This is a genomic window from Streptomyces sp. NPDC042259 (genome assembly GCF_055582085.1).
In genome coordinates, this window is the sequence record NZ_JBVJDW010000012.1 from 153,663 (window position 1) to 177,107 (window position 23,445).

24 protein-coding genes and 1 pseudogene are annotated in these 23,445 nt (G+C 73.1%); 15 read left to right on the forward strand and 10 right to left on the reverse strand.

Annotated features, from left to right (window positions below):
- The first annotated feature begins 45 nt into the window (after window positions 1–45).
- From ACZ6MA_RS27850 to ACZ6MA_RS27885, 8 genes are all read left to right on the forward strand, one after another.
- Window positions 46–756, forward strand: a complete 711-nt coding sequence (locus tag ACZ6MA_RS27850; protein WP_469436913.1) for a D-sedoheptulose-7-phosphate isomerase — start codon at window positions 46–48, stop codon at window positions 754–756.
- A gap of 114 nt (window positions 757–870) precedes the next feature.
- On the forward strand, window positions 871–2,289 hold the full coding sequence (rfaE2, locus tag ACZ6MA_RS27855) for a D-glycero-beta-D-manno-heptose 1-phosphate adenylyltransferase (RefSeq protein WP_469436914.1): 1,419 nt from the start codon (window positions 871–873) through the stop codon (window positions 2,287–2,289).
- Between the two features lie 154 nt (window positions 2,290–2,443).
- Window positions 2,444–3,442 carry a glycosyltransferase family 9 protein gene (locus ACZ6MA_RS27860; protein WP_469436916.1) on the forward strand — a complete coding sequence of 333 codons (999 nt, stop codon included), beginning with the start codon at window positions 2,444–2,446 and terminating at the stop codon, window positions 3,440–3,442.
- Window positions 3,439–4,428, forward strand: coding sequence for a glycosyltransferase family 2 protein (locus ACZ6MA_RS27865; RefSeq protein ID WP_469436917.1), 990 nt, complete (start codon window positions 3,439–3,441; stop codon window positions 4,426–4,428). Before ACZ6MA_RS27860 ends, ACZ6MA_RS27865 begins: the two co-directional genes overlap by 4 nt.
- Window positions 4,425–5,357 carry a glycosyltransferase family 2 protein gene (locus ACZ6MA_RS27870; RefSeq protein WP_469436919.1) on the forward strand — a complete coding sequence of 311 codons (933 nt, stop codon included), beginning with the start codon at window positions 4,425–4,427 and terminating at the stop codon, window positions 5,355–5,357. Before ACZ6MA_RS27865 ends, ACZ6MA_RS27870 begins: the two co-directional genes overlap by 4 nt.
- A complete protein-coding gene (locus tag ACZ6MA_RS27875) occupies window positions 5,347–6,393 on the forward strand; it encodes a polysaccharide pyruvyl transferase family protein (protein WP_469436921.1) in 1,047 nt (348 codons plus the stop codon). Before ACZ6MA_RS27870 ends, ACZ6MA_RS27875 begins: the two co-directional genes overlap by 11 nt.
- A 31-nt stretch (window positions 6,394–6,424) precedes the next feature.
- Entirely contained in the window at window positions 6,425–6,733 is a 309-nt protein-coding gene (locus ACZ6MA_RS27880; RefSeq protein ID WP_469436923.1) for a hypothetical protein, read from the forward strand.
- A gap of 35 nt (window positions 6,734–6,768) precedes the next feature.
- Window positions 6,769–7,020 (forward strand): hypothetical protein, encoded by a 252-nt coding sequence (locus ACZ6MA_RS27885; protein ID WP_469436925.1) that lies wholly within the window; start codon window positions 6,769–6,771, stop codon window positions 7,018–7,020.
- Window positions 7,021–7,206: 186 nt separating this feature from the next.
- Here the strand turns inward: ACZ6MA_RS27885 and ACZ6MA_RS27890 are convergent, their stop codons facing one another.
- The 5 genes from ACZ6MA_RS27890 to ACZ6MA_RS27910 form a co-directional block, all read right to left on the reverse strand.
- Window positions 7,207–8,652, reverse strand: a complete 1,446-nt coding sequence (locus tag ACZ6MA_RS27890; RefSeq protein WP_469436927.1) for a glyceraldehyde-3-phosphate dehydrogenase — start codon at window positions 8,650–8,652, stop codon at window positions 7,207–7,209.
- 241 nt (window positions 8,653–8,893) lie between these two features.
- Window positions 8,894–9,328: an ester cyclase gene (locus ACZ6MA_RS27895; protein WP_469436929.1), complete on the reverse strand. Its 435-nt coding sequence runs from the start codon at window positions 9,326–9,328 to the stop codon at window positions 8,894–8,896.
- A 148-nt stretch (window positions 9,329–9,476) separates the two neighbouring features.
- Window positions 9,477–10,025, reverse strand: a complete 549-nt coding sequence (locus tag ACZ6MA_RS27900; RefSeq protein ID WP_469436930.1) for a hypothetical protein — start codon at window positions 10,023–10,025, stop codon at window positions 9,477–9,479.
- Window positions 10,026–10,107: 82 nt separating this feature from the next.
- Window positions 10,108–10,662: a hypothetical protein gene (locus tag ACZ6MA_RS27905; protein WP_469436932.1), complete on the reverse strand. Its 555-nt coding sequence runs from the start codon at window positions 10,660–10,662 to the stop codon at window positions 10,108–10,110.
- 225 nt (window positions 10,663–10,887) lie between these two features.
- Entirely contained in the window at window positions 10,888–11,382 is a 495-nt protein-coding gene (locus ACZ6MA_RS27910; RefSeq protein WP_469436934.1) for a metallophosphoesterase family protein, read from the reverse strand.
- A gap of 107 nt (window positions 11,383–11,489) precedes the next feature.
- Between ACZ6MA_RS27910 and ACZ6MA_RS27915 the strand changes: the two genes are divergently transcribed.
- A complete protein-coding gene (locus ACZ6MA_RS27915) occupies window positions 11,490–12,122 on the forward strand; it encodes an alpha-ketoglutarate-dependent dioxygenase AlkB (RefSeq protein WP_469436935.1) in 633 nt (210 codons plus the stop codon).
- A 54-nt stretch (window positions 12,123–12,176) separates the two neighbouring features.
- Here ACZ6MA_RS27915 and ACZ6MA_RS27920 read toward each other — a convergent pair.
- Both ACZ6MA_RS27920 and ACZ6MA_RS27925 read right to left on the reverse strand, forming a co-directional pair.
- Window positions 12,177–12,365 (reverse strand): annotated as a pseudogene (locus ACZ6MA_RS27920) (phosphotyrosine protein phosphatase); the annotation flags it as partial.
- Window positions 12,366–12,568: 203 nt separating this feature from the next.
- Window positions 12,569–13,225 (reverse strand): maleylpyruvate isomerase N-terminal domain-containing protein, encoded by a 657-nt coding sequence (locus ACZ6MA_RS27925; protein ID WP_469436937.1) that lies wholly within the window; start codon window positions 13,223–13,225, stop codon window positions 12,569–12,571.
- A gap of 285 nt (window positions 13,226–13,510) precedes the next feature.
- Here ACZ6MA_RS27925 and ACZ6MA_RS27930 point away from each other — a divergent pair, with 285 nt between their 5' ends.
- The 4 genes from ACZ6MA_RS27930 (at window position 13,511) to ACZ6MA_RS27945 (ending at window position 18,261) form a co-directional block, all read left to right on the forward strand.
- Window positions 13,511–14,401, forward strand: coding sequence for an SDR family oxidoreductase (locus tag ACZ6MA_RS27930; RefSeq protein ID WP_469436939.1), 891 nt, complete (start codon window positions 13,511–13,513; stop codon window positions 14,399–14,401).
- A 3-nt stretch (window positions 14,402–14,404) separates the two neighbouring features.
- The gene (locus ACZ6MA_RS27935) at window positions 14,405–15,991 is read left to right on the forward strand and encodes an MFS transporter (RefSeq protein WP_469436941.1); all 1,587 of its coding nucleotides are present in this window, start codon (window positions 14,405–14,407) and stop codon (window positions 15,989–15,991) included.
- Window positions 15,988–16,926, forward strand: a complete 939-nt coding sequence (locus tag ACZ6MA_RS27940; RefSeq protein ID WP_469436943.1) for a diacylglycerol/lipid kinase family protein — start codon at window positions 15,988–15,990, stop codon at window positions 16,924–16,926. Before ACZ6MA_RS27935 ends, ACZ6MA_RS27940 begins: the two co-directional genes overlap by 4 nt.
- Before the next feature lie 99 nt (window positions 16,927–17,025).
- Window positions 17,026–18,261 carry a polyprenyl synthetase family protein gene (locus ACZ6MA_RS27945; protein WP_469436944.1) on the forward strand — a complete coding sequence of 412 codons (1,236 nt, stop codon included), beginning with the start codon at window positions 17,026–17,028 and terminating at the stop codon, window positions 18,259–18,261.
- 4 nt (window positions 18,262–18,265) lie between these two features.
- Here the strand turns inward: ACZ6MA_RS27945 and ACZ6MA_RS27950 are convergent, their stop codons facing one another.
- Window positions 18,266–19,168 (reverse strand): oxygenase MpaB family protein, encoded by a 903-nt coding sequence (locus tag ACZ6MA_RS27950; protein ID WP_469436946.1) that lies wholly within the window; start codon window positions 19,166–19,168, stop codon window positions 18,266–18,268.
- A gap of 207 nt (window positions 19,169–19,375) precedes the next feature.
- Between ACZ6MA_RS27950 and ACZ6MA_RS27955 the strand changes: the two genes are divergently transcribed.
- A complete protein-coding gene (locus tag ACZ6MA_RS27955) occupies window positions 19,376–19,768 on the forward strand; it encodes a hypothetical protein (RefSeq protein ID WP_469436948.1) in 393 nt (130 codons plus the stop codon).
- Window positions 19,769–19,828: 60 nt separating this feature from the next.
- On the forward strand, window positions 19,829–21,349 hold the full coding sequence (locus ACZ6MA_RS27960; RefSeq protein ID WP_469436949.1) for a succinic semialdehyde dehydrogenase: 1,521 nt from the start codon (window positions 19,829–19,831) through the stop codon (window positions 21,347–21,349).
- Window positions 21,350–21,620: 271 nt separating this feature from the next.
- On the opposite strand, the gene ACZ6MA_RS27965 is transcribed toward ACZ6MA_RS27960, so the two are convergent.
- Both ACZ6MA_RS27965 and ACZ6MA_RS27970 read right to left on the reverse strand, forming a co-directional pair.
- Window positions 21,621–22,838 (reverse strand): serine hydrolase domain-containing protein, encoded by a 1,218-nt coding sequence (locus ACZ6MA_RS27965; protein ID WP_469436951.1) that lies wholly within the window; start codon window positions 22,836–22,838, stop codon window positions 21,621–21,623.
- A gap of 159 nt (window positions 22,839–22,997) precedes the next feature.
- The gene (locus ACZ6MA_RS27970; RefSeq protein WP_469436953.1) at window positions 22,998–23,318 is read right to left on the reverse strand and encodes a hypothetical protein; all 321 of its coding nucleotides are present in this window, start codon (window positions 23,316–23,318) and stop codon (window positions 22,998–23,000) included.
- Window positions 23,319–23,445 lie beyond the last annotated feature (127 nt).

Here is a 23,445-nt window from a genome sequence, read left to right on the forward strand (position 1 = left end):
GGAGGCACGGCCCGCCGAGACATCACCGGGCAGGCCCGACACACCATGACCGATACCCTGCACGCCGCACACGCCCACTGCCAGTGCCTACTGGACGCCCTGGACCGCTTCCGCCACCGCGGCCTGGGCCAGGCCGCCGCATGGGGCCGGGAACTGTCCACCGTCCTCCGCGCGGGCGGCCGGCTGCTGGCCGCCGGCAACGGCGGAAGCGCCGCCCAGGCCCAGCACCTGACCGCCGAACTGGTGGGCCGCTACCGCGCCGAGCGTTCCGCCTACTCCGCCATCGCCCTGCACGCGGACACCTCCAGCCTCACCGCGATCGGCAACGACTACGGCTTCGAGGAGCTCTACGCCCGCCAGGTCGCCGCCCACGGCCGGCCGGGTGACGTCCTGTTGCTGATGTCGACCTCCGGACGGAGCCCCAACCTGCTCGCCGCGGCCGACCGGGGCCGTTCCGCGGGGCTGCGGGTCTGGGCGATGACCGGGCCGCGCCCCAACCCGCTGGCCGCCCGGGCGGACGAGGCGTTGTGCATCGAGGCGGACAACACCGCCACCGTGCAGGAAGCACACCTGGTGGTGCTGCATCTGGTGTGCGAGTCGTTCGACGCGGTGGAAAGCGCACCGGCGCCGGCCCGGGACGGAAGGTCGGCACCGCTGACCGGCCGGGGGACCGCCGCCGCCCCCGCCGCCCCCGCCGTCGCGCCGTCGCTCGTCCCGCCCAACGGCCCGGCCGGGCCGGCCGTACCCGCGGGCTGAGGCGAGCGCCGCTCACGAACCGCCCCCGCCCCCACGCACCGAGCACCCGGACTTGCGAGGACTCCCCAGGACGGGCGGGCCCGGGGTGAAGCGAAGGAAGCGAAGGAAGAGGCCATGAAGAAACGACAGCCGCTCGTGGTCGTGGGCGACTCCCTCCTGGACCGGGACATCGACGGCGAGGCCACGCGCCTGGCGCCCGACGCCCCCGCCCCCGTCGTGGACGTCGTGCACCACCGCGCCCACCCCGGCGGCGCCGGGCTCGCCGCCGCGCTGGCGGCCCGCGACGGCCGGTCCGTCGTGCTGGTCACCGCGCTCGGCGACGACCGCGCCAGCGACCTCGTCCGTCAGGCCCTCGCCCCCCGGGTGCACGTCGTGGAACTGCCCCTGGTCGGCACGCTGCCCGTCAAGACACGGGTACGCGCCGGCGACCGGCCGCTGGTCCGCATCGACGACGGCGGCGGAATACCCGGCGAGCCCGGCGACGCCGTGCGGGAGGCCTTCCAGGAGGCCGGGGCCGTACTCGTCGCCGACTACGGCCGGGGCACCGCCCGGGCCGTGCGCGCCCTGCTGGCCGAGGCCGCCCGCCGGGCCCCGGTGCTCTGGGACCCCCACCCCAAGGGCGATGTTCCCGTTCCCGGAGTACGGCTGGCCACCCCCAACGCGGCCGAGGCCCGCGCCCTGGCACCCCCGGACCCCGGCTCTCCCGGCCCCGACGACGACTCACTGCGCGCGCACGCCGCCCGCGGTACCCGCCTGGCAGCCCGCTGGGAGGCCGCGGCCGTGGCCGTCACCCTGGGGGAACGCGGGGCGATCCTGACCCGTAACGGCAGCGACAGCCCCATGCTCGTCCCCCCACCGCACCCCGCCGCCGGTGACCCCTGCGGTGCCGGAGACTGCTTCGCCGCCATCGCGGCCGCCGCCCTGGCCGACGGCGCCCTGCCCGAAGAGGCCGTCCAGCGGGCGGTCGCCGAAGCCGCCGCGTTCGTCGCGGCGGGCGGCGCGGGCAACCACCACCTGTGGGATCCCCAGGGCCCGTTGCCGCCCGCCTCCCACCACTCCGGTGATCCTTTCGCCCTGGCCGAATCGGTCCGCGCCCGGGGGGGGACCGTCGTCGCGACGGGTGGTTGTTTCGACCTGCTCCACGCCGGACACGTGGGACTGCTCGAAAGCGCCCGCCGCATCGGGGACTGTCTCATCGTCTGTCTCAACTCCGACGACTCCATCCGCCGGCTGAAGGGCCCGGGGCGCCCCCTGACCCCGGAAGCCGACCGCGTTCGCGTCCTGTCCGGCCTCGGCTCGGTCGACGCCGTCGCCGTCTTCCGTGAAGACACCCCGGAGACCCTGCTGCGCGCCCTGCGCCCCGACGTCTGGGCCAAGGGCGGCGACTACACCGCCGAAAACCTCCCCGAGGCCGCCGCCCTGCGCGAATGGGGCGGACAAGCCGTCACCCTGCCCTATCTCGCCGGCCGGTCGACCACCGAACTGGCCCGCCGCGCCGCCCGCTCCCGCCCGGCCCCCGGACCCCGCCCGTGACGCCCGGCCCGCACCACTCCCGCACCGCACCCGCACCGGCCGGCCCCGCCGGTGCCTTCCGCCCACGGTCGCGCCGGCGCATGGCCCGGTACCCGGCGGCACTCGCCCGGCACCTGCCCACAGCCCGCGTCCACCACCCCCGGGGAGTACGCCGATGACAGCCGACCGGCCCCGCCTGCTCGTCCTGCGCGCCCTCGGCCTCGGTGACCTCCTCACCGCCGTGCCCGCCCTGCGAGCCCTGCGCCGCGCGCATCCCGGCCACACCCTCGTCCTCGCCGCCCCCGCCCGGCTGGCCGAGGCCGCGGCCGCCACCGGCACCGTCGACCGGCTGCTGCCCGCGCAAGCACCCGCCAGGGCCGTGCCCACGGCTCTGGACTGGGCCGGCCCGCCCCCCGACATCGCCGTGGACCTGCACGGCAACGGACCGCCCAGCCACCTGCTGCTGCACGCCCTGAACCCCCGCCGTCTCTACGCGTACGCCCACCCCGGCACCCCCTGGCTCCCCGGCCCCCAGTGGCGCGAGGACGAACACGAGCGCGCCCGCTGGTGCCGGCTCCTGCGGCATTACGGCATCACCGCCGACCCCGACGACCTGCGCATCCCCCCGCCCGACGCGCCGTCACCCGCCCCCGGGGCCATCGTCATCCACCCGGGGGCGGACGCCGCCGCCCGCCGTTGGCCCCCCGAACGGTTCGCCGCCGTGGCCCGGGCCCTGCACCGTGCCGGACACCAGGTGGTCCTCACCGCCGGAACCGGCGAAGGGCCGCTGGCCCACCGCGTCGCACGGGAAGCCGGCCTCCCCGCCGCCACGGTCCTCGGCGGCACCGCCGACCTGCCCTTCCTCCACCTGGCCGCCCTCGTGGCCCGCGCCCGCGCCGTCGTCGTCGGCGACACCGGCCTCGCCCACCTCGCCACCGCCCTGGGCACCCCCTCCGTCGTTCTCTTCGGCCCCGTCGCCCCACGCCTGTGGGGACCACCGCCCACCCCGCACCACCACGTGCTGTGGCACCCCGGCCCCGACGACCGCGCCCGCCCCGGCGACGCGCACGGACCCGTCCCCGACCCCCGGCTGCTGCGCGTCACCACCGCCGAGGTCCTCGCCGCCGTCGAACGGCTGCCGGACCCCCGGCCCACCGCGGAGCCCGTGCCGTGACCGGCCCCACCGACGCCCGCGTCGGCGTCGTCGTCATCACCCGGGACCGCCGCGAACGCCTGCTGCACACCCTCAGCCGACTGGCCGCCCTGCCCGAACGCCCGCCCGTGGCCGTCGTCGACAACGCGTCGAGCGATCACACCGCCCACGCCGTGCGCGCCCACCACCCCGCCGTCACGCTGCTCACCCCCGGCCGCAACCTCGGCGCCACGGGCCGCAACCTCGGCGCCGCCGTCCTGACCACCCCCTACGTGGCGTTCGCCGACGACGACTCCTGGTGGGAGGCCGGCGCCCTCGGCCGGGCCGCCCGGCTCTTCGACACCCACCCCCGCCTCGGCCTGATCGCCGCCGCGACCCGCGTCGGCCGGACCGGCCGCCCCGACCCCCTCAACGCGGTCCTGGCCGCCGCACCCCTGGGACGGGAGCCCGACCTCCCGGGCCCCTCCGTACTGGGCTTCCTCGCCTGCGCCGCCGTCGTGCGCCGGGAGGCATTCCTGTCCGTCGGCGGCTTCGAGCCCCTCCTGCACTTCGGCGGCGAGGAAACCCTCCTCGCCCTCGACCTGGCCGGCCGGGGCTGGGGCCTGGCCCACTGCCCCGAGGTCATCGCCTGGCACGACCCCGACCCCGCCCCCCGCACCGGACGCAGCGCCCGGGTACTGCGCAACGAACTGCTCACCGCGTGGATGCGCCGCCCGCTGCCCTACGCCCTGGCCCGCACCTGGGACCTGGCCCGGGCCTGCCCCGCCGACCCCCAGGCGCGCACCGCCCTGGCCGCCACCGCCGGGCGCCTGCCCGCGGCCCTCGCCCGCCGACGCCGCCTGCCGCCCGCCGTCGAACGCGGCGTCAGAACGGTGGAGAACAGCACACCCACCGCCTTCGCCCCCTCCCTTCGCGCGAGGCTCCCCGCTTCCCCGGCCCCCGGGACCCACCCCACGGTCCCGCCCGTCACCGCGAGAGCGCGGCGCCCCAAGGGAGAACAGCCATGACCGACCCCCGCACCACCGTCGTCGTCATCACCCGCGACCGCCGGGACGAACTCCTGCACACCCTCGACCGGCTGGCGGCCCTGCCCGAACGGCCACCGGTGACCGTCGTCGACAACGCGTCGAGCGATCACACCGCCCACGCCGTGCGCGCCCACCACCCCGCCGTCACGCTGCTCACCCCCGGCCGCAACCTCGGCGCCACGGGCCGCAACCTCGCCGCCCGGCTGGCCACCACCCCCTACCTGGCCTTCTGCGACGACGATTCGTGGTGGGAGGCCGGCTCGCTCACCGGCGCCGCCGACCTCCTCCAGACCCACCCCCGCCTCGCCGCCGTCACCGCCCGCATCCTCGTCCACCCCCACCCCGGACAGCACGCCGACACGACAGCCGGCGGGGAACCGTTCGAGGACCCCATCGTCACGGAACTGCGCGACTCCCCGCTTCCGCGCCCCTCATGGCTGCCCGGCCCCGCCCTCGGCTCCTTCCTCGCGGCCGCCACCGTCCTGCGCACCGACGCCTTCCGCGCCGCCGGAGGATTCTCCCCGCGTCTGTGGCTCGGCGGTGAGGAAGAACTCCTGGCCGCCGACCTCGCCGCCCGCGGCTGGTGGCTCGGCTACGCCGACCATCTGACCGCGCACCACCGCCCCTCACCCCACCGCGACGCCCGCCTGCGACGCCGCCACGGCATCCGCAACACCCTGTGGACCACCTGGCTGCGCCGCTCCGCCCCCGCCGCGGTACGCCGTACCGCCCACCTCGCCCGCACCGTGCCCCGCGACGCCACCTCCCTGCGCGCCTTCGCCGAAGCCCTGGCCGGCACCCCCTGGGTCCTGCGGGAACGCCGCCCCCTGCCCCGTCCCGTCGAGGACCGGCTGCGCCTGCTCGAAGCGCCGCAGAAGAACTCGGCCGCCCGCCGCTATGTCGGCTGACACACCATCAGCCGCCGGGCCGACCACGGGACCGGGGCGGCCCGCCCGCCGGGTACTGCTCACCGGGTGGTTCAGCTTCCTGCACGGCGAGGTCACCGCCGGCGACATGCTCGCGGCCCGGGCGGTGCAGCACGCGCTGCGCCGGGCCGGCATCGACCACGACACCGCCTGGTCCCCGGCCTTCCGCCCCGCCGCCCTCCACCTCACCGCCACCGACCCCGCCCGCTACACCCACCTGGTCTTCGCCTGCGGCCCCCTGCACTCACGGCCCGCCCCCGACGGCACCAGCCCCCTGCTCGACCTGCACACCCGTTTCTCCCGGTGCCGCCGCATCGCCGTCGGCGTCTCCGTGCCCGATCCGGCCGATCCGGCCGTCACCCTCTTCGACGATCTTCTGTGCCGGGACCTGGTGGGAGCCGCCCCCGCCACCGACCTCAGCCTCCACGCGCCCCTGCCGGGCCGTCCCCCGCTGCTGGGCGTCGTCCTCACCCACGGCCAGCGCGAATACGGGCCGCGGCGGCGTCACACCGCCGTCACCCGCGCCCTGTGGGAGTGGCTGCCCACCACCGGTGCGGCCCGTCTGCCGCTGGACACCCGCCTCGACACCCGCGACTGGCGGCTCCCGGCGACCCCCGACGAACTGCACACCGTCCTCACCCGCCTCGACGCGGTGGTCACCACCCGGCTGCACGGCATGGTCCTCGCCCTGCGCGCGGGCGTTCCCGCCCTGGCCGTCGACCCCGTCGCCGGCGGTGCGAAAGTCACCGCTCAGGCCCTCGCGCTCGGCTGGCCCGCCGTCCTGCCGTGCGACCGCGCCCACCCCTGCCACCTCGACCGGCTCCTGCGCTGGTGCCTGTCACCCGAAGGCCGAAGGTGCGCCGCCGACCTCCTCCGGGCCCACCCCCGTCCCGCCGAGAACACCGTTCTCGACGACCTTCTGCTGCGTCTCGGCCCGGCTCCCGCCGATGGAGGGGCACCCGTCGCGGGCACCGGGAGAGCACATCGAGGACCACCCGGCCGCATGCGCCACCGGTAACCGGGTACCCGACGGGCCTCAGCCCCAGCCGGTGGGGTTGCCAGCGAACGCGGAGGCGAGCGAGATGGCCCAGCGGAAACCGGGAAAGCACCGCGCCGACCCCTACGAGCGGGCGCGGGACGAGAAGGAACCGGGGGCGGCCTCCGGCAAGGAGAGCCCAGCGCGCGAACGCTGGGTGCCCGGCACGGCCAGCGGTGGCGAGGGCTACCGGGCCGCGGGCGGCACGGCGGACGACGAGGCGCTCAAGGGAGTCGACGCCCGGCGGCACCAGGCCGGAAAGGGAAGACGGACGGGTGGCGAGGCCGCGAAAGGGGACCGCCCGCCAGGGGACGACACCTGACCTCCCCTGAACAGCACCGGAGAGAGGAAGAACCCATGACGGACCGTCGCAGCGAGGAGCCCGCGGGCCAGGGCGCCGCTGTGCCCCGGGACATGCCCGACCAGCAAGCGGGCGGCACACCGGGGGAGCCGGACCCCTGGAGCGGCGCGGAAACCGGCCCCGAGGAACCCGAAGACATCGAGGACGAGGACGAGGGCGACGAGGAAGCGGACACGGATCGCTCCGGAGCACCGGCCCCGCCCGCGGCGACCCCGAAGCCGTCCCCGTACGCGGAGCCACCGGACTGACCCGGACGACCGCCGCCACCCGGCGTGCCCAGGAAGACCCCACGGTCTTTCCTGGTGACGGCCGCACTTACGCGGTCGGGGCGGCAGCCGACGGACAGCGGCCGGTCACCGATCGGGATCGGTGACCGGCCGCATGGCCCGCCGAGCGGGGTACCGCACTGAGCGGACCGCCGGGATCAGGCGGGATCAGGCCACGGGAACCGGGTACGTCGGGTACTCCACCCCGGACACGTGCTGGACGACACGGATGACCTGGCAGGAGTAGCCGAACTCGTTGTCGTACCAGAGGTAGAGGATGGCGTCGTCGCCCTCGACCTTGGTGGCGCCGGCGTCGATGATCGAGGCGTGGCGCGAGCCGATGAAGTCGCTCGAGACCGCGTCCGGGGCGCCGATGAAGTCGATCTGGCGCTTGAGCGGCGAGGTCAGCGACACGTCGCGGAGGTATTCGAGAACCTCTTCGCGGGTGGCCTCGCGCGCGAGCCGCAGGTTGAGGATCGCGATCGAGACGTTCGGCACCGGGACGCGGATCGAGCTGCCGGTGATCCTGGCCTTGAGGTCGGGCAGCGCCTTGGCGACGGCGGACGCGGCACCGGTCTCGGTGATGACCATGTTGAGCGGCGCCGAGCGGCCGCGACGGTCGGCGCTGTGGTAATTGTCCAGCAGGTTCTGGTCGTTGGTGAACGAGTGAACGGTCTCCACGTGGCCGCGCAGTACGCCGTACTCGTCCGCCATCGCCTTCAGCGGCGGGACGATCGCGTTGGTGGTGCACGAGGCGCAGGACAGGATCTGCTCGTCCGGCTTGATCGTGTCGTGGTTGACACCGTGCACGATGTTGGGGACGTCGCCCTTGCCCGGCGCGGTCAGGACGACCTTGGAGACACCGGGGCGCAGGTGCTTCGACAGACCCTCGCGGTCGCGCCACTTGCCGGTGTTGTCGATGAGGATGGCGTCCTTGATGCCGTACGCCGTGTAGTCGACCTCCGACGGGTCGCCCGCGTAGATCACCTTGATCTCGTTGCCGTTGGCGATGATCTTGCTGTTCGCCTCGTCGACGGTGATCGTGCCCTGGAACTGGCCGTGTATGGAGTCACGGCGAAGCAGCGAGGCGCGCTTGACGATGTCCTGGTCGCCGCCCTGGCGGACGACGATGGCACGCAGCCGCAGGCCGTTGCCGGAACCGGCCTTCTCGATGAGCAGGCGGGCGAGGAGGCGGCCGATGCGGCCGAAACCGTAGAGAACGACATCGCGCGGTTCGCGGCGCTCGATCTTGTTGGCACCCGTGGCACCGGCGACCGCCTCGGCGGTGAATTCCTCCACCGACAGACCGCGGTCGTCGCTCTTGTGCGTCGCGGCGAGCATGCCGATGTCGATCTGCGAAGGGCCGAGATCGAGCGTGGTGAGAGCCTGCAGGAACGGCAGCGTCTCGGTGACCGAGAGCTCCCCGCCGGCGATCTGCCGGGCGAACCGGTGGGTCTTGAGGATGCTGACCACCGACTTGTTCACCAGGGAGCGGCTGTGCAGCAGGACCGTCACGTCCCGCTCGCGATGCAGCTTCCCGATGATCGGGATCATCGACTCCGCGATCTCCTCGCGGTTCTTCCAGTTCGTGAACGCGTCGTCATTGACAGTCACAGGTCCATCTTTCGAGCTAGGCGGTGCTCATATGCTAACCCGCCACTCATTTGATCAACCAAGTGGTGCCCTCTCCCCGGTCGGGCCGCACGGGGCAGCGGGAGGCGGGCCCGGTGGGCGAAGAGGGAGCGACGACAACGGAACGGCACAAAGCGGCGGCCACCGCCGTGGGGTCAGCGGTGGCCGGAGGCCGGAAGCGCGTTCAGTCCGCGCGGTCCGGCGGTGGGGGGTGTGATGTCGTTCACCCGGTCGGTTCCCCGAGTGGCGGAAGGACCCCGAGCTGTTGCAGGAAGCCGAGCAGGTCCTTGTCGGACCACTTCTCCGCCAGCTTGCCGTTTTCGACGCGGTGGACGACCGTCGCCGTCATCTCCAGCTGGTTGCCCGTGGCGGGAATGCCCGGCAGATCGCGCTCGTGCACACCCCGGCACAACAGCCGGGTGACGACCTTGTCGCCCTCCGCCACCTGGTCCTGGATCTCGTGTGTGCCGGGCGTCGCCTCCCAGAACAGTTGGAAGATCTGCTTCAACCCCGCCAGACCGGTGCCCATACCCGGGAACGGCGGGGGCGAGTGGTCCAGGTAGTTCTCGGCGACGAGGTCGTCCAAGGCGTCGACGTTGCCCTGGTCGATTTCCGCGTAGAAGCGGCGGACGAGCTGCTTGTTCTCTTCGACGGACACCCCGGCAGTGTGGCCCGGTGCGCCGCGTCCACCGGAGGTGACGCGCCCCGCCTTCACCGAGGTTCACTCCTCCGGACCGAGACCGCGTGCGAGAGCCCCACGCCGTCTCGCCGCCCGCACCGCACCAAGGGCGGGCGGCGGGCGGACTTCAGGTGCTGAGCAGGCGGTTGAAGAAGGAGCGGTAGTGCTGGAGGGCGACGCGCAGATCCTCGGTCGCCACCTCCCCGCCCTGCTGCCACTGGTCCTCGAGACCTCGTTTGTGCTCGGAGAAGGTCGAGGCCAGAGCCTGCATCGTCTCGGCGACGAGCTGGTCGGCCGCGTTGACGGCGTCCCTGGGATCGTCGACGAAGTCGCTCTGGACCTTCTGCCACCTGGCGCGGAACTCCTCCTGTTCCGCGCCGAGCAGGGGCTCGTTCTCCTCGGCCGGTTCCGTTTCGCGGCGGTCGCCTGCGGACGTCACGCCGCCGTCCTCCTGATCCTCCCGGCCCTCCTGTTCCTCCCGCTCTTCCTGGCCGAGGTCTGTGGCCTCCCCGGGGAAGCGCGGTGGCGCCTCAGCCGGATCCGGTGCCTCGTCCCCGGTGCTCCCGGTGCCTCCGATGCCCTGCCGGGCACCGGCCAGGTCTTCCGTGGAGAGAACGCCCTCGTCGTCCCGTGGTGTGTCGTGGTCGTGCATTTCCTCGTCACTTCCGTCCGTCATCGTGGTCCGTTCCGGACACCGATGCGTCCGTCCGGACACCGACGGGGCCGGCGCACCGCCCGGAGGCGGCCCGGCCGCCCTCTCATCCCCGGCTCTCACGCGGCCGGTCGCCGTCGTGGAGCAACTCCTCGAACAGCGCGCGGTAGTGCACCATCGCGCCCCGCAGCTCCTCCGTGGTCGCCTGGTGGCGACTGCTGCGGTCGTTGACCTCGTGGGCGGCGCGGTAGTGCTCCAGAGTGCGTCCGTGTTCCACGGACAGGTCCTTCACCTGCTGCTCGTACCCCTCGGTCGGATACCCGCGCTCGCCCATGAGCGAGGTCACGAGCCGGTCCGCCTCGTGGACCGCGTCGTCGGGCCGGTCGACGAACCGCTCCTGCACGCGCGTCCAGTCCTGCGCGTAGCGGTCGCGGACAGATGCCGGCAGCGTCTTGATGTCCAGCGCGTCGTGGCGTTCCTGGCGCTCGCGCAGCTCGCGCTCGCCCGCCCGGCGACTGTCCTCCGCCTCCATGGTCCGCTCGTACTCGGGACCGAAGCGTTCCCGCAGCTTCCGGCGGCGCGCGGTCAGCGTCCACGCCGAGACCGCACATACGAGCAGCACCAGCACGGCGGCGATGATGATGATGGTGATGAGGGACATGGCATCCTCCGCTCGTAGCCGCATGCTCCCCGAGCACGGCGACCGCTGCGCCCGGACACCGGCCGCCGAGGCGGCGCCCACGTTCCCGCCGATCCCTGCCGGGCGGCGATCGCACACGCCTTCTCGCCCCTTCCCCATCGTCCTCCTCACCCGCCCCAACCGGCAAGCATCGGCCGGGCCCGCCGGAGGCGGGCCGGACCGCACACTGAGGGCCAGGCCGGGAAGTCAGCCGAGACGGCGCAGCGTCACCTCGGTGAGCTGCCCGCCGTCGACCTCGGCGGTCATGAACGTGTGATGCGGCTGACGCCGCCGGTCGGTGGGGGAGCCGGGGTTCAACAGCCGCAGGCCACCGGGGGCCGTGGTGTCCCAGGGAATGTGACTGTGCCCGAACACCAGCACGTCCACGCCCGGAAAACGCTCGGCGCACCGTTTCTCGCGCCCCTGGGCCGGCCCGGTCTCGTGGACCACGGCGAACCGCAGCCCGCCGACGTCGGCCCGGGCGACCTCGGGCAGCCGGGCCCGCAGCTCGGGACCGTCGTTGTTGCCGTACACGGCGACGAGTCGTCGCGCGCGCGAGGCGAGGAGGTCGAGGGTGGGGACGTCCGTCCAGTCCCCGGCGTGGATCACCACCTCGGCACGTGCCACCTCGGCCAGCAGTGCGTCGGGCAGCGAGCGGGCGCGCCGGGGGACGTGCGTGTCGGACGTCAACAGCAACCGCATGCCGGTCAGCCTAATGCGGCCCGGGAAGACCGCCCGCCGGGAACCGTGGGCGGGCCATGCGCCCGCACATTCGATCGCACGTTCTATATGTGGCGTAAACTGCACCCATGGCAGTCCAGCTCCAGGGATCCCTCTTCGACCTCGCGGACGAAGTCCGACTCGGCCGCCCGATCGACGAGGCGCGCCGCACATCGCTCGCCCACGGTGCGTGGATCGATGTCCTGCCCGGCTGGCTCCAGGGGTCGGACCTCCTCTTCGAGGCACTCATGACATCGGTGCCCTGGCGGGCCGAGCGGCGGCACATGTACGAGAACGTGGTGGCCGTCCCCCGCCTCCTCGCCCACTACGACGAGGCCGACGAACTCCCGCACCCGGCCCTGGCCGCCGCGCGGGACGCGCTGAGCGCGCACTACGCCGCCGAACTCGGTGAGCCGTTTCGCACCCTGGGTCTGTGCCTCTACCGCGACGGCCGCGACAGCGTGGCCTGGCACGGCGACCGCATCGGCCGTGGCGACCGGGAGAACACCATGGTCGCCATCTTCTCCCTCGGCGCCCCGCGCCCCCTGACGCTGCGCCCCCGCGAGGGCGACGCCCCCCACGTCCGGCAGCCCTTGGGCCACGGCGACCTCATCGTCATGGGCGGCACCTGCCAGCGCACCTGGGACCACTCGATCCCCAAGACCGCCAAGCCCGTGGGCCCGCGCATCAGCATCCAGTTCCGGCCGCGCGGCGTGCGGTGAGACCGGGCCGCGGCGTTCGACGAGGACGACGTCGCGCCACCGGCGTGGCGGCGGTCAGGCCGTCTCGATGCCGAGTCCGGCGAGCAGGCCGCAGACGCGCCGCTCGATCTCGTCCCGGATCGGGCGGACCGCCTCGACGCCCTGCCCGGCGGGGTCGTCGAGCCGCCGGTCGAGGGAGCGCTGACCGGGGAAGACGGGGCAGATGTCGCCGCGACCCATGGTGATCACCACGTCGGACGCCCGGGACGGCGACGCCTGCTGCTCCGGACGGAACGACACCGGCGAGGCTGCCGGCAACCGGGCCGGCGGCCGCGGGCTGTGCCTGCGGCGGCTGAGCCCGGCGCGTCCGCTCCCGGCCTGCAACCGGCCCTCCGGTCCTCGCGGCCCGAACCGTCCGGATCCCGCGCGTCACGCGCTGCCATCCCGCGACGGACACGCGGAGACGGTCACCCGAGGACGACCGGGAGACGCGCGACCAGCGCACCCAGTTCGGCCCGCTCCGCGTCGGTCGGGGCGCGCCGCCCGGTGCCGACCAGGAGCGCGTCCTCATCGGAGAACGACGCCGGGAACGCGGCTCCGGTGATCTTCTCCAGCATCTCGCGGGTCCGGGCCAGCCCTTCCGGGGGCGGCCCCGCCACGTGCGGGAGGTGTGCGACCAGATCGAGGTGGTGCAGCGTCCACTCCAGGACGTACGCGGAAAGGAAGTCACCCGCGGTGAGGACCTCGTCGCGGGTGCCGACCCGAAGGCCCGGATCGACGAGTCCGGCGGCGCGGCCGGCCGCGGAGCCGACGTCGTCCAGGTGGAACGTGAGCAGCCCCGGCTCCTCGTACGCGGCGGCCAGCCGGACGGTCAGCGCGTCGAGCGGGTCGTCGCCGGTCGGCGGCGTTTCGGTGACGTCCCAGTACGTGACGGCGTCGCGGGTCGGTTCGGTATCGGCGGGGGTCGCGAGGGTGATCAGGACGTCCTGGGCGTCGATGATCAGATGACACACCAGATCCCGTACGAGCCAGCCGGCGCAGCCGGACGGCCGTGCGAAGTCATCGTCGGCGAGCCCGGCGACCGCCGTGCGCAACGCCGTCCACGAACGTGCGAAGAGATCCACACCGGCACCGTAGTCCGGTCGGCAAGGGCCGACAAGGGCCGACAAGGCGGCCACGGAAGGGAATGGGGTCGCGGCACCTCGCCCCCGCCTCGGCCGCCTCCCTCCCCCGCCCGCCCCGGCCGGGTGGGGGAGGCGAGCCGGCCGTGCCCGGTGGGAACTCAACTCCCCGCGACGAACACCCCTTTGACCCCCAGGTCTCCGAAGGCACACGTCCACGCCCCGAATGGGCTAATGACCGAAGGACCGCGTCGTCCTCGGCCGGCACACGGGCAGGATCCACCAGTCGTGGGAACGTCATACGAGGTACGCGCGTCAGGAATGGGCCCCGAAGCCGAACCACGAGCCGTCGTGGTGACCGGTTGCTCCTCGGGCATCGGCCGTGCCGTCGCCCTGCGCTTACTGCGGAGTGGCTACGCGGTCCACGCGACGGCCCGCCGTGTCGAGGACGTCGAGGAACTGGCCTCCGCGGGGGCGCGGGTGGCGTGCCTGGACGTCACGGACGAGACGGCCGTGAAGGAGTGCGTCCGGCAGGTGGAGGCCGTTCACGGCACCGTCTGGGGGCTGGTGAACAACGCCGGCTACGCCCTGCCGGGCCCCCTTGAGGACATCGATGTCGAGCATGTACGGCGGCAGTTCGAAGTCAACGTCTTCGGGGCGCTGCGCATGGCCCAGGCCGTCCTGCCCGGAATGCGGGCCGCGGGCACCGGACGCATCGTCAACGTCTCCTCCGTGGCCGGCCGCTTCTCCCTCCCCGGGGGCGGTTGCTACCACGCCAGCAAACACGCGCTGACCTGCCTCAGCGACACACTGCGCATGGAGACGCGCCCGTTCGGCATCCGGGTGAGCACCGTGGAACCGGCCACCGTGCGCACCGCGTTCATCGACACCGCCCTGCGGACCCTCGCATCGAGCGGCCGGGGCCTCCCGGCCTACCGGGCGTTCCGCGCGGAGCTGGACCGCTTCTACCGACAGGTGCGGGCACGACCGCGCCGTTACGGCGTCGGTGCGACACCGGCGGTGGCCGCCGTCGTGGAACGGGCCTTGAGCGCGAGGGACCCCAGGCCCCGCTACGGGGTCGGCGCGGCCGCGCACCTGTGTCTGGGACTGCACGGTGTGCTGCCACGGGCGTGGTTCGAGGCGATGGTGCGCTCCGCCTTTCCGCTCCCGGGGGAGTGACCGGTGCGCGATTGGCGGGTGCTCGCCGCCCTGTGCGTGGCCCTCATGCTGCTGGGCATCGACCAGACCGTTCTCAACGCCGCGTTGCCGCGGATGCAGCGCGAACTGCGGCTGAGCGCCGCGCAGTTGCAGTGGGTCGTCGCCACCTACATGCTCGTGCTCGCGGCCGGAGTCCTCGCCGCCGGCAACTGGGGCGACCGCCACGGCCGGCGCACGGCACTGGTGGCGGGACTGTGGGTGTGCGGGGCCGCATCCCTGCTCGGGGCCCTGGCGGACGACGCCGCGCAGGTCGTCCTGGCACGCGGACTGATGGGAGCGGGAGCCGCCCTCGTCATGCCGTCGACGCTGTCGGTCCTCGTCCATGTCTTCACGGGCCCCGCCCGTCAGCGGTTCGCCGTCACCCTCTGGGCGACGGTGGCGGGCGTGGGCGTCCTGGTGGGCCCCGTCCTCGGGGGGTGGCTGGTGGAGCGGTACTCCTGGCGGGCGTGCTTCTGGGGCAATGTGCCGCTGGTCGCCCTGGCCCTGGCCGGTGTCATGGCGGTGGTGCCCGCCTGCCGGCCGGCCCGCGCGCCCAGGGCGGACCCGGTCGGGCTCCTGCTGTCCTGCGCCGGGCTGTCGGCGGTGATGTGGGCCCTCATCCAGGCACCGCGGCACGGCTGGGCCGACGGACGGGTCCTGGGCGTCGCGGCCGACGGCATGGCGCTGCTCGTGGCGATGGTGCGCTGGGAGGGCCGCGTCCGTTCGCCGATGCTTCCCTTGGCGCTGTTCCGCGACCGCGCCTACGCGGTCGCGGTGGGAACGTTGTCGGTGCTGTTCTTCACGCTGGTGGGCTCGACCTTCGTCCTGACGTTCTACCTGCAAGGGCTGCGCGGAATGTCGCCGTTCGCGGCCGGGTCCACGATGGTGCTCGGAGGCCTGGGCGTGACGTGCGGGGGAGCGCTCGCCGCCGCCGGGGCGCGCCACGTGGCGGCCCGGCACATGATGGTCACCGGCCTGGCACTGTGCGGAAGCGCCTTCCTCGTCCTGGCCGGCCTGTCGGCGGGCCCGGGTGACGGCAGGCTGCACGTCTTCCTCCTGCTGGTCGGAGCCGGCACCGGGCTCGCCGGCGGACCGGCCACCGGCCTGATCATGGGTGCGGTCCCCGGGGAGACAGCGGGGGTCGGCGCCGCCGTGAACGACGCGGTGCGCAGCGTGGGCAGCACGTCCGGGGTGGCCGCGATGGGTTCCGTCTTCAACACCTTCTACTCCTCGGCGATGTCCGACGCGACGCACCGGAACACGCCCGGCGGGCCCGGGCCCCGCGACCACCTCCTGTCCGCCCTGTCGCAGGCGCGGCGCATGGCGGCCGAGGCCGCGGCAGCCGGAGGACCGGCGTCAGCCCGGGGCGCGCGGCAGCTGGAGGCCGCGAGATCCCTGGCGCGCGACGCGCGGACGGCGTTCGTCTCCGCTCTGCAGCACACCGCGTACCTGTCCGCCGTGCTCTGTCTCGCCGGAGCCGGCACGGCCCTGTACCTGTTGCGGGAAGTGCGGCGCCCCGACGGACGAAAACCGGCCCAGGGGCCCGCGATGACCCGGTCCGGCCGCCCATGACGGCCCCGCGCGCCCTCCTCGTCGTCAACCCCGCCGCCACCCGGGCAGGCCGGACCGACATCGCCGCGGTGGTGACCGCACTGTCCACGGCCGCACAGGTGAGCGTCGCCGTCACCACCTCACCCGGGCACGCCGCGCGACTGGCACGGGCGGCCCGGCGCGACGCCCTGCCCCTGCTCGTCGTGGCCGGCGGCGACGGGACACTCAACGAGGCCGTCAACGGCCTCCTCGCCGACGGCACCCACGGCGATCCCCGCGAGCGGACCGCGCTCGGCATCATTCCCGCGGGCGGCATCAACATCGCCGGGCGCTCCCTCGGCACGGGCCGAACGGTCCCCGACGCCGTCCGGCGACTGACAGCGGCCGTGAACGGGGAACGCCGAACGGTCGTGAACGTGGGCAGGGCCGACGAACGGTACTTCCTCTGCGCGTCCGGCATCGGCTTCGGCGCGGAGCTGATGGCCCGCGTCTCCCGGGCACGACGCCACGGCACGAGGGCGACGGTGCTGCGCTCCGTCGCCGAGGGCATCCGCGTCTTCCCGCGCGGAGCACGGCGCGGCGGGACGGACCTGCGGGTCACCTCGGCAGAGCGAACGGAGCGGGCCTTCGCCGTCCTGGTGGCCAACGCCTCGCCCTACGCCTACCTGGGTGCCTGGCCCTTGAACCCGTGCCCCGCCGCCACCTGGACCACGGACCTGGAAGTGCTGGCGTTCACCGAAGCCTCGGTCCCGCACTGCGCCCTGCTGGCGGCCCGCATGCTTCTCGCCCCACAGCGCGAACACCACGGCCGTCCCGTGACCCGCTTCCCGCGAGTGGAGTCCCTGTCGGTCGACGCCGACGGCAAGACGGCGCTGCACGTGGACGGCGAACCGCTGTCCCCCCGCAGCACCGTGTCCTTCTCGTCGGTCCGACAGGCACTGGCCATCGCGATCTGACCCCCGGCAGCCACATACCCCCGGCGCGCGCCCCCGCCTCACCCCACGCGGTCCTCCACCACGGTCCGGGCCGCGCCGCCGCCACGAGAAAGGCCCACCATGCACGTCACCTCCACCTCCGACGGCTCACCGCGGCACACCCCCGTCCGCCGCCGCCCCGCCGTCCCCGCGCCCCGGGATGCCGCGGCACGTCGGACGCCGCGGCTGCCGAGTCCGGTACGGGGGGACATGCGGCGCTTCGCCGCCGAACTGTGCGCCCACATCGCGGACCTCTACCCCGATCCCGAGGACCTCGGGCCCGACACCGTGCGGGACCTCCTCGGACTGCCCGAAGACCTCCTCCTCGCCCCCGCCCTCCTCGACCACGTCGCTCCCCGGTTGCACGCGGCACTCGTGCGGCCCGTACGCCACCTCGTCGACGGCGGCGGGCAGCGATGGCGCCCCTACCTGCTCGCCAAGGTGATCGACGCCCTGGGCGGTGACAGCCGGCGCTTCGGCCCGCTGCTGGCGGCGGGTGAACTCATGCACACCGGCTCTCTGATCGTCGACGACATCGAGGACGACGCGGCGCTCCGCCGGGGCAGTCAGGCCGCGCATCTGGCGTTCGGCATGCCGGTCGCCCTCAACGCCGGCACCGCCGCCTACTTCGCCTTCCATCGCGCCCTGCACACCGTGCTGCCCGACGACCCACCCCTGCGGACCGCCGTCCAGGACGCCTATCTGCGGGCCCTGCGCTCGGCGCACGCCGGGCAGGGGCTCGACATCGCCGGGCTGGACGCGGAGATGGGCGCCGCCGTCGCGACCGGTGACGCGGGCCTCCTCCTGGAACGGGTCCGGCTGGCACACCGGCTCAAGTCCGGTATTCCCGTGCGCGCCGCGTTCGAGGTGGGAGCCCTCCTCACGCGCGCACCCGCCGGCCTGCACCAGGCCCTGGGCCGCTTCGGCGAGGCGATCGGCACCGCCTACCAGATCACCGACGACGTGCTGGACCTCCGAGGGGTGACGCACGGGGGAGCCCCCACCAAGGCGGTCGCCGAGGACCTCCGCAACGGCAAGGTCACCATGCCACTGGCCCACGCCGTCTCCCTGCTGCCCCGCGAGCGGATGGAGGCGATGTGGCAGCGCCTGCGCACGGGCCGGCCGACGGAGGAAGCACTGCGGGACGACGTCGCCGTGCTCCGGCGGTGCGGTGCGCTGGAGGCGTGCGTCGAGGAATCCGAGCAGCTCCTCGACGCCGCCTGGGCCGCCCTGCGCCGGGACATGCCCCGCACCCGGGCGGCCCTCTTCATCCGGGCCGTCGCCCGCTACACGGTGAACAGGGCACGCGTCGCCTGACCGGTCACCGCTTCCTGAGCCATCGCTCCTCCACGGCGCTGGGCTCGGTGACGCCGAAGTCGGCGACGGTGTACTGGTGGTGGGTACCGGGATAACTCCGCAGCCGGGGAGGGGCGTCGTAGTACGAATCACGCCGGGGCGGGCACAGCCGCAGGCACATGGCCCGCAGGCGCAACACCCGCTCGACGAGGGGCCGCAGGAACGTCGGCTCGGGGCAGGCGAAGGCTTCGCGCAGTGGCTCGTCCATGAGGCTGACGACGCCCTTCCGGGCGATCGGCCGCATCGGCGCGGGCACCCAGGAGGAAGCGATGCCCAGCACGTAGTCGGCAACCTTGCGGCCGGTCTCCGTGCAGGTGAAGCGGGACCGCTCGTACTCCCGGTTGTAGCGCTCCAGAGCCGCGTAGTCCTCGGGGATGTCCTTGACGTTCATGCGCTTGCCGATCTCGCGGTAGAAGCAGAAAGCGGCGGTCTTCTCCTGTTCGAGGAGCGGACGCCAGCCGTAGCGGCCGATCCATCTGACCGGTTCGCAGACGAGAGCCGACAGCGTGTAGATCATGTGGTCGTTGCGGATGGCGTACCAACGGTGGGCCCGGTTGATCGTGCGCAGCGCGACCTTCCCCTCGGGGGAGTCGTACCCGAACTTGGCGAGGGCGGCCAGCAGAGCGAGCGTGTCGTCGTAGCGCCGCTGTCCGTCACGGGCGAAGTGCCCGGTGGCGTCGATGAGCCCGGCGACCTCCGGCACGGCGAACATGCGCACCAGCGCGAGTTCGAGTGACCGCTGGTAGTCCCAGGGGAACTCCAGCCCCGTGCTGATCCGGTAGATCACCGCGTGGTCTCGGGCGCCGTCGAGCGTGGCGAGGTGCCGGGCACGGGCGTAGCGGGCGGGGAAGCCGGGGCTGATGTCCATACCGTCGCATGATCGTGTCCCGGGTGCCTGCCGGGAAGGGCGCGGTCACCCACACGAGGGGTCGATGCGGCGGCCGTTCCCACCGGGCAACCGGTTCGGGTGCTCTTCCCTGATCCGCCACATCCGCTCAGCCGATCGTCCGTTGGTGCTATCACCTCATGAGAGCTTCCGCTTTGCACCGATGGCGGACCAGGCGAAGGAGAGAAGATGCGTAGGTTCGGCAAGGCGGCATCCGTGGCCGCCGCCGTGGTGGCGGCCACATTCGCCATGGCCGGCCCGGCGACCGCCGGCACCGGCCCGGACGGCGGTGGACTGCCCCTGGGCGGTCTCCTGTCCAACATCGGTTCACGGTCCGCCACCTCCCACGCGAACAGCTGCTCCGGCAGGCTGCAGCTGCTGAGTTCCCGCACCTGCGCCGGGGGCGACACACACCACTCCCACTCCGGTGGCGGGGGCGGCTTCGGCGGTCTGCTGTCCAACATCGGCTCTACCAACGCCAGCGACCACAGCAACGCCTGCGGCAGCACCATCGAGATCCTGTCCCACACCCACTGCGTCATCGTGGAACACCACGACGGACGCCCGCGGCACACACACTGACCCGCCCCAGCCGTGCCAACACACCACTCGGGGGGCGGGGGCCGGTGCTCCGAGTCCCCCGTGCCTCTGGGCCGGGCGGATATCGAGGGCAGCCCGGACGAGCACACGACCACGATCGCCCCCTTCACCGGCCGCCCCCTGGGCCAGGTGCCCCACTGCGGTCCCGGCGACGTGACCCGCGTCTTCGACCGGGCCCACGCCGCCCAGCGCGTATGGTCACAACGGCCCGTGCACGAGCGGGCCAAGGTCTTCCTGCGGCTGCACGACCTCGTCCTGCACCACAGACACGAGGCCATGGACCTCATCCAGCGGGAAACAGGCAAGGCACGGCGTGACGCCTTCGAGGAGGTCGTCGACGTCGCCCTGACCGCACGCCACTACGGCCGGCACGCCCCCGCCCTGCTGAAGCCGCGCCGCCGCCGCGGCGCGCTCCCCGGCCTCACCCACGCGGTCGAATACCGCCATCCCCGCGGCGTCATCGGCATCATCAGCCCCTGGAACTACCCGCTCACCTTCGCCGTCTGTGACGCCGTGCCCGCCCTGCTGGCCGGTAACGCCGTCGTCTGCAAGCCGGACTTCCTCGGTGCGTTCACCGCCGTGTGGGCACGCGACCTGATGGAACGGGCGGGCCTGCCCTCCGGTCTCTTCCAGCTCGTCAGCGGCCCCGGCGAGCGGGTCGGGCCGATGGTCGTCACCCGCAGCGACCACGTGTGCTTCACCGGCTCCCCCACGGTCGGCCGGTCCGTCGCGTCCCTCGCGGGCCGCCACCTCATCGGCTGCACCCTGGAACTCGGCGGGAAGAACTCCCTCATCGTGCTGGACGACGCGGACCTCCGCGCGGCCGCCGACGGCGCGGTCCGGGGCTGCTTCACCAGCGCGGGGCAGCTGTGCATGTCGGCCGAGCGCGTGCTCGTCCACCACAGCCTCCACGACGCGTTCCTGCGCGTGTTCACGAGCAGAGTGCGCGCCCTGCGACTGGGAGCGTCCTTCGACCACCGGGCGGACATGGGCTCCCTGGTGTCCCGCACCCGGCTCCGGGCCGTCGACCGTCACGTCCGCGACGCCGTCGCCAAGGGCGCCCGCCTCCACACCGGCGGCCGCCCCCGCCCGGACCTGGGCCCGTACTTCTACGAACCCACCGTCCTGACCGGCGTGACCGCCGCCATGACGCTCCACACGCATGAGATCTTCGGCCCCGTGGCGGCCGTACACCCGTTCCACGACGACGAGGACGCCGTGCGGCAGGCCAACACCGGGAGCTTCGGGCTCAACGCCGGCATCTGGACCCGCGACACCGCCCGCGCCCGCTGCCTCGGCACGCGGATCCGGGCCGGAACGGTCAACATCAACGAACCGTACGCGGCGGCCTACTCCTCCGTGGACGCCCCCATGGGCGGCATGGGCGAATCAGGCGTGGGCCGCCGGCACGGGCGGGACGGAATCCTCGCCTACACCGAAGCGCAGACGATCGCCGCACAACGCCTCGTCCCCCTGCGGGCCCCTGCCTTCATGCCACAAGCCACCTACGAGAGTGTCGTCGCCCGACTCCTCCTGACCGCCCGCCGCCTGGGCGCGGGCTGAGGGGCCTGAGGGGCCGCACCGGACGCTTCACACGGCAACGTCATCGCGAACCGGTCCTTCTCCAGCGTACCGAGCTGGGCGTACGGCTACAGCAGGACGTACGAACTCGCCCGGTCGTTCATGGCAACCCCCAATCGGTGAACTCACCGACATAATCACGGCCGTTGCCGCTCTCGCACGCACCGCCGTTGAGAATGATCGACGTCCCGCCGAAGTTCCAGGGACTGCACTGCCGCGCGGGTCTTCCCCCGCGCGGGCAGGCGCCGTGAACTTATGACGGGCTGGGGCTGTTCGCTCGTGGCGCTGCCGGCACCGATGGCGGTGTCGTGCCGCAGTACTCCGCGAGTAGTACATACGCGGCGGCGTCCGTCTCGCCCGCCCAGTCGGTGTTGAAGTTGTACGCCAGGCCGTGCCGTCCGTCCCGTGTGGTGTAGACGACGCTCTGTGAACCGGGGAGGAACCCCGTATGGCCCCAGAGTTCCGTGCCGCAGGGCAGGGTGAGGCGGAAAATGCCCAGGCCGGCTTCCTGGCCCGCCGGGAAGTTCGGCGCAGGAACCGAGGCGGTCATCTCCTCGAGCTGGGCCCGGGGGAGCAACTTCCCGCCCAGGAGCGCGGTGAAGAAGCGGTTGAGGTCGGAGGGGCTGGAGATGAGTTCGCCCGCGGACCAGGCCCAGGAAGGGTTGAACTCGGTGATGTCATGCACTCGTTGCCCCGGGTCGTCCGGGAAGACGGTGTACATCCGCCCACTGGGGGCCGGGATCCTGGGGTACGTACCGGGGAAAGTGCTCGCGTGCAGTCCGAGTGGTGTGAAGATCCGCCGCTTGGCCTCGGAGGCGTAGGAACGCCCCGTGACCCGCTCGATGATCATCGCGGCGAGGGTGAAGGCGGTGGTCCCGTAACTCCAGCCGGCACCCGGCTCGAAGTTGGGCCGGTGCTTCATGGCGACACCCACCAACTGCTCGGGGGCCCAGGTGTCGTAGCGGTGCGCCAGGAAGTCCTTCCCGAGCAGGTGCAGCGCCGGATCCTCGGTGTAGTCGTACACGCCGCTGGTGTGGTTGAGCAGCCGACGGAGGGTGATCTTGCCACCGTCGTGACCGTGACCCCGGACCACGCCCGGCAGCCACTTCTCCACTGTGTCGTCGATGTCGAGCTTGCCCTCGGCCTCCAACTGGAGGACCACGGTGGCGATGAGTGTCTTGGAGATGCTGCCGGCCCGGAATCGGTCCGGGGGCAGGGGACGGCGTCGTGTGGTGAGGTCGGCGACTCCGCTGGATCCGTACCAGATGCCGTGCGCGTCATGCGCCTGTCCGAACGCGCCCGGAACGCCGCCCTTGACGGCGGAGTCCAAGGCGGCCTGGGTGAGTCTGTGACCCGCAGGCGCGGCGGGCGCATCGTCCGCCTTCGCCGGCACTGTCAGCCCGATCGCCGCGGTCATCGTGACTGCCGCCACTATCGCGGCGAGTCCGGTCCGTACCGTGAGCATCACCATGATGGCCTTCCCTCTTCGCCGGGCAGTGTCATGCTTCCCGGCAGAGGCCACGCGCAGGCGTGAATCCCCGCATCAAGGTGCCCGCCGGTCCCCGGCCACCGCACCCGCTGGACGGCTACTGGTCGGCGGTGCGCCGGGAAACGGTCTCTTGTCGCTCGCTCAGCCGATGACCCGCACCGAGCGAGGGCCTCCCACATGAGACACCGCGCGGCCAGGGGCCAGGTTCGTGATCAAGTTGACGCAGTTCGCTTCGAAGTAGACGCTCACCGTCTTGTTCGTTTCGTTGGCGATCAAATCCGGCCGGACCTGCAGGTTGAAACAGACGTTGTCCTGCGGGTTGTTGATCCGGAACTCCTGGCTGTCGCGGAAGTACCGGATCGCTCCTGTGGCGGCCTGCGCGTTGGTGGACAGGCCCGTGACCAGCACGACTGCCATGCCGACCGCCATGCCGAGCTTGCCCGAGCGTGCGAGTGTGAACATGGGAGAGGTCCCCTTTCCCCGCGTGGCGCCGACTCTCGAAGTTCCGGCACCCCAGCGAAGAGTCCCCCATTTGAGGGTTAATTCAGAAGCGATTTGATGCGTAATTACTCGAACGGATGAATAAGGT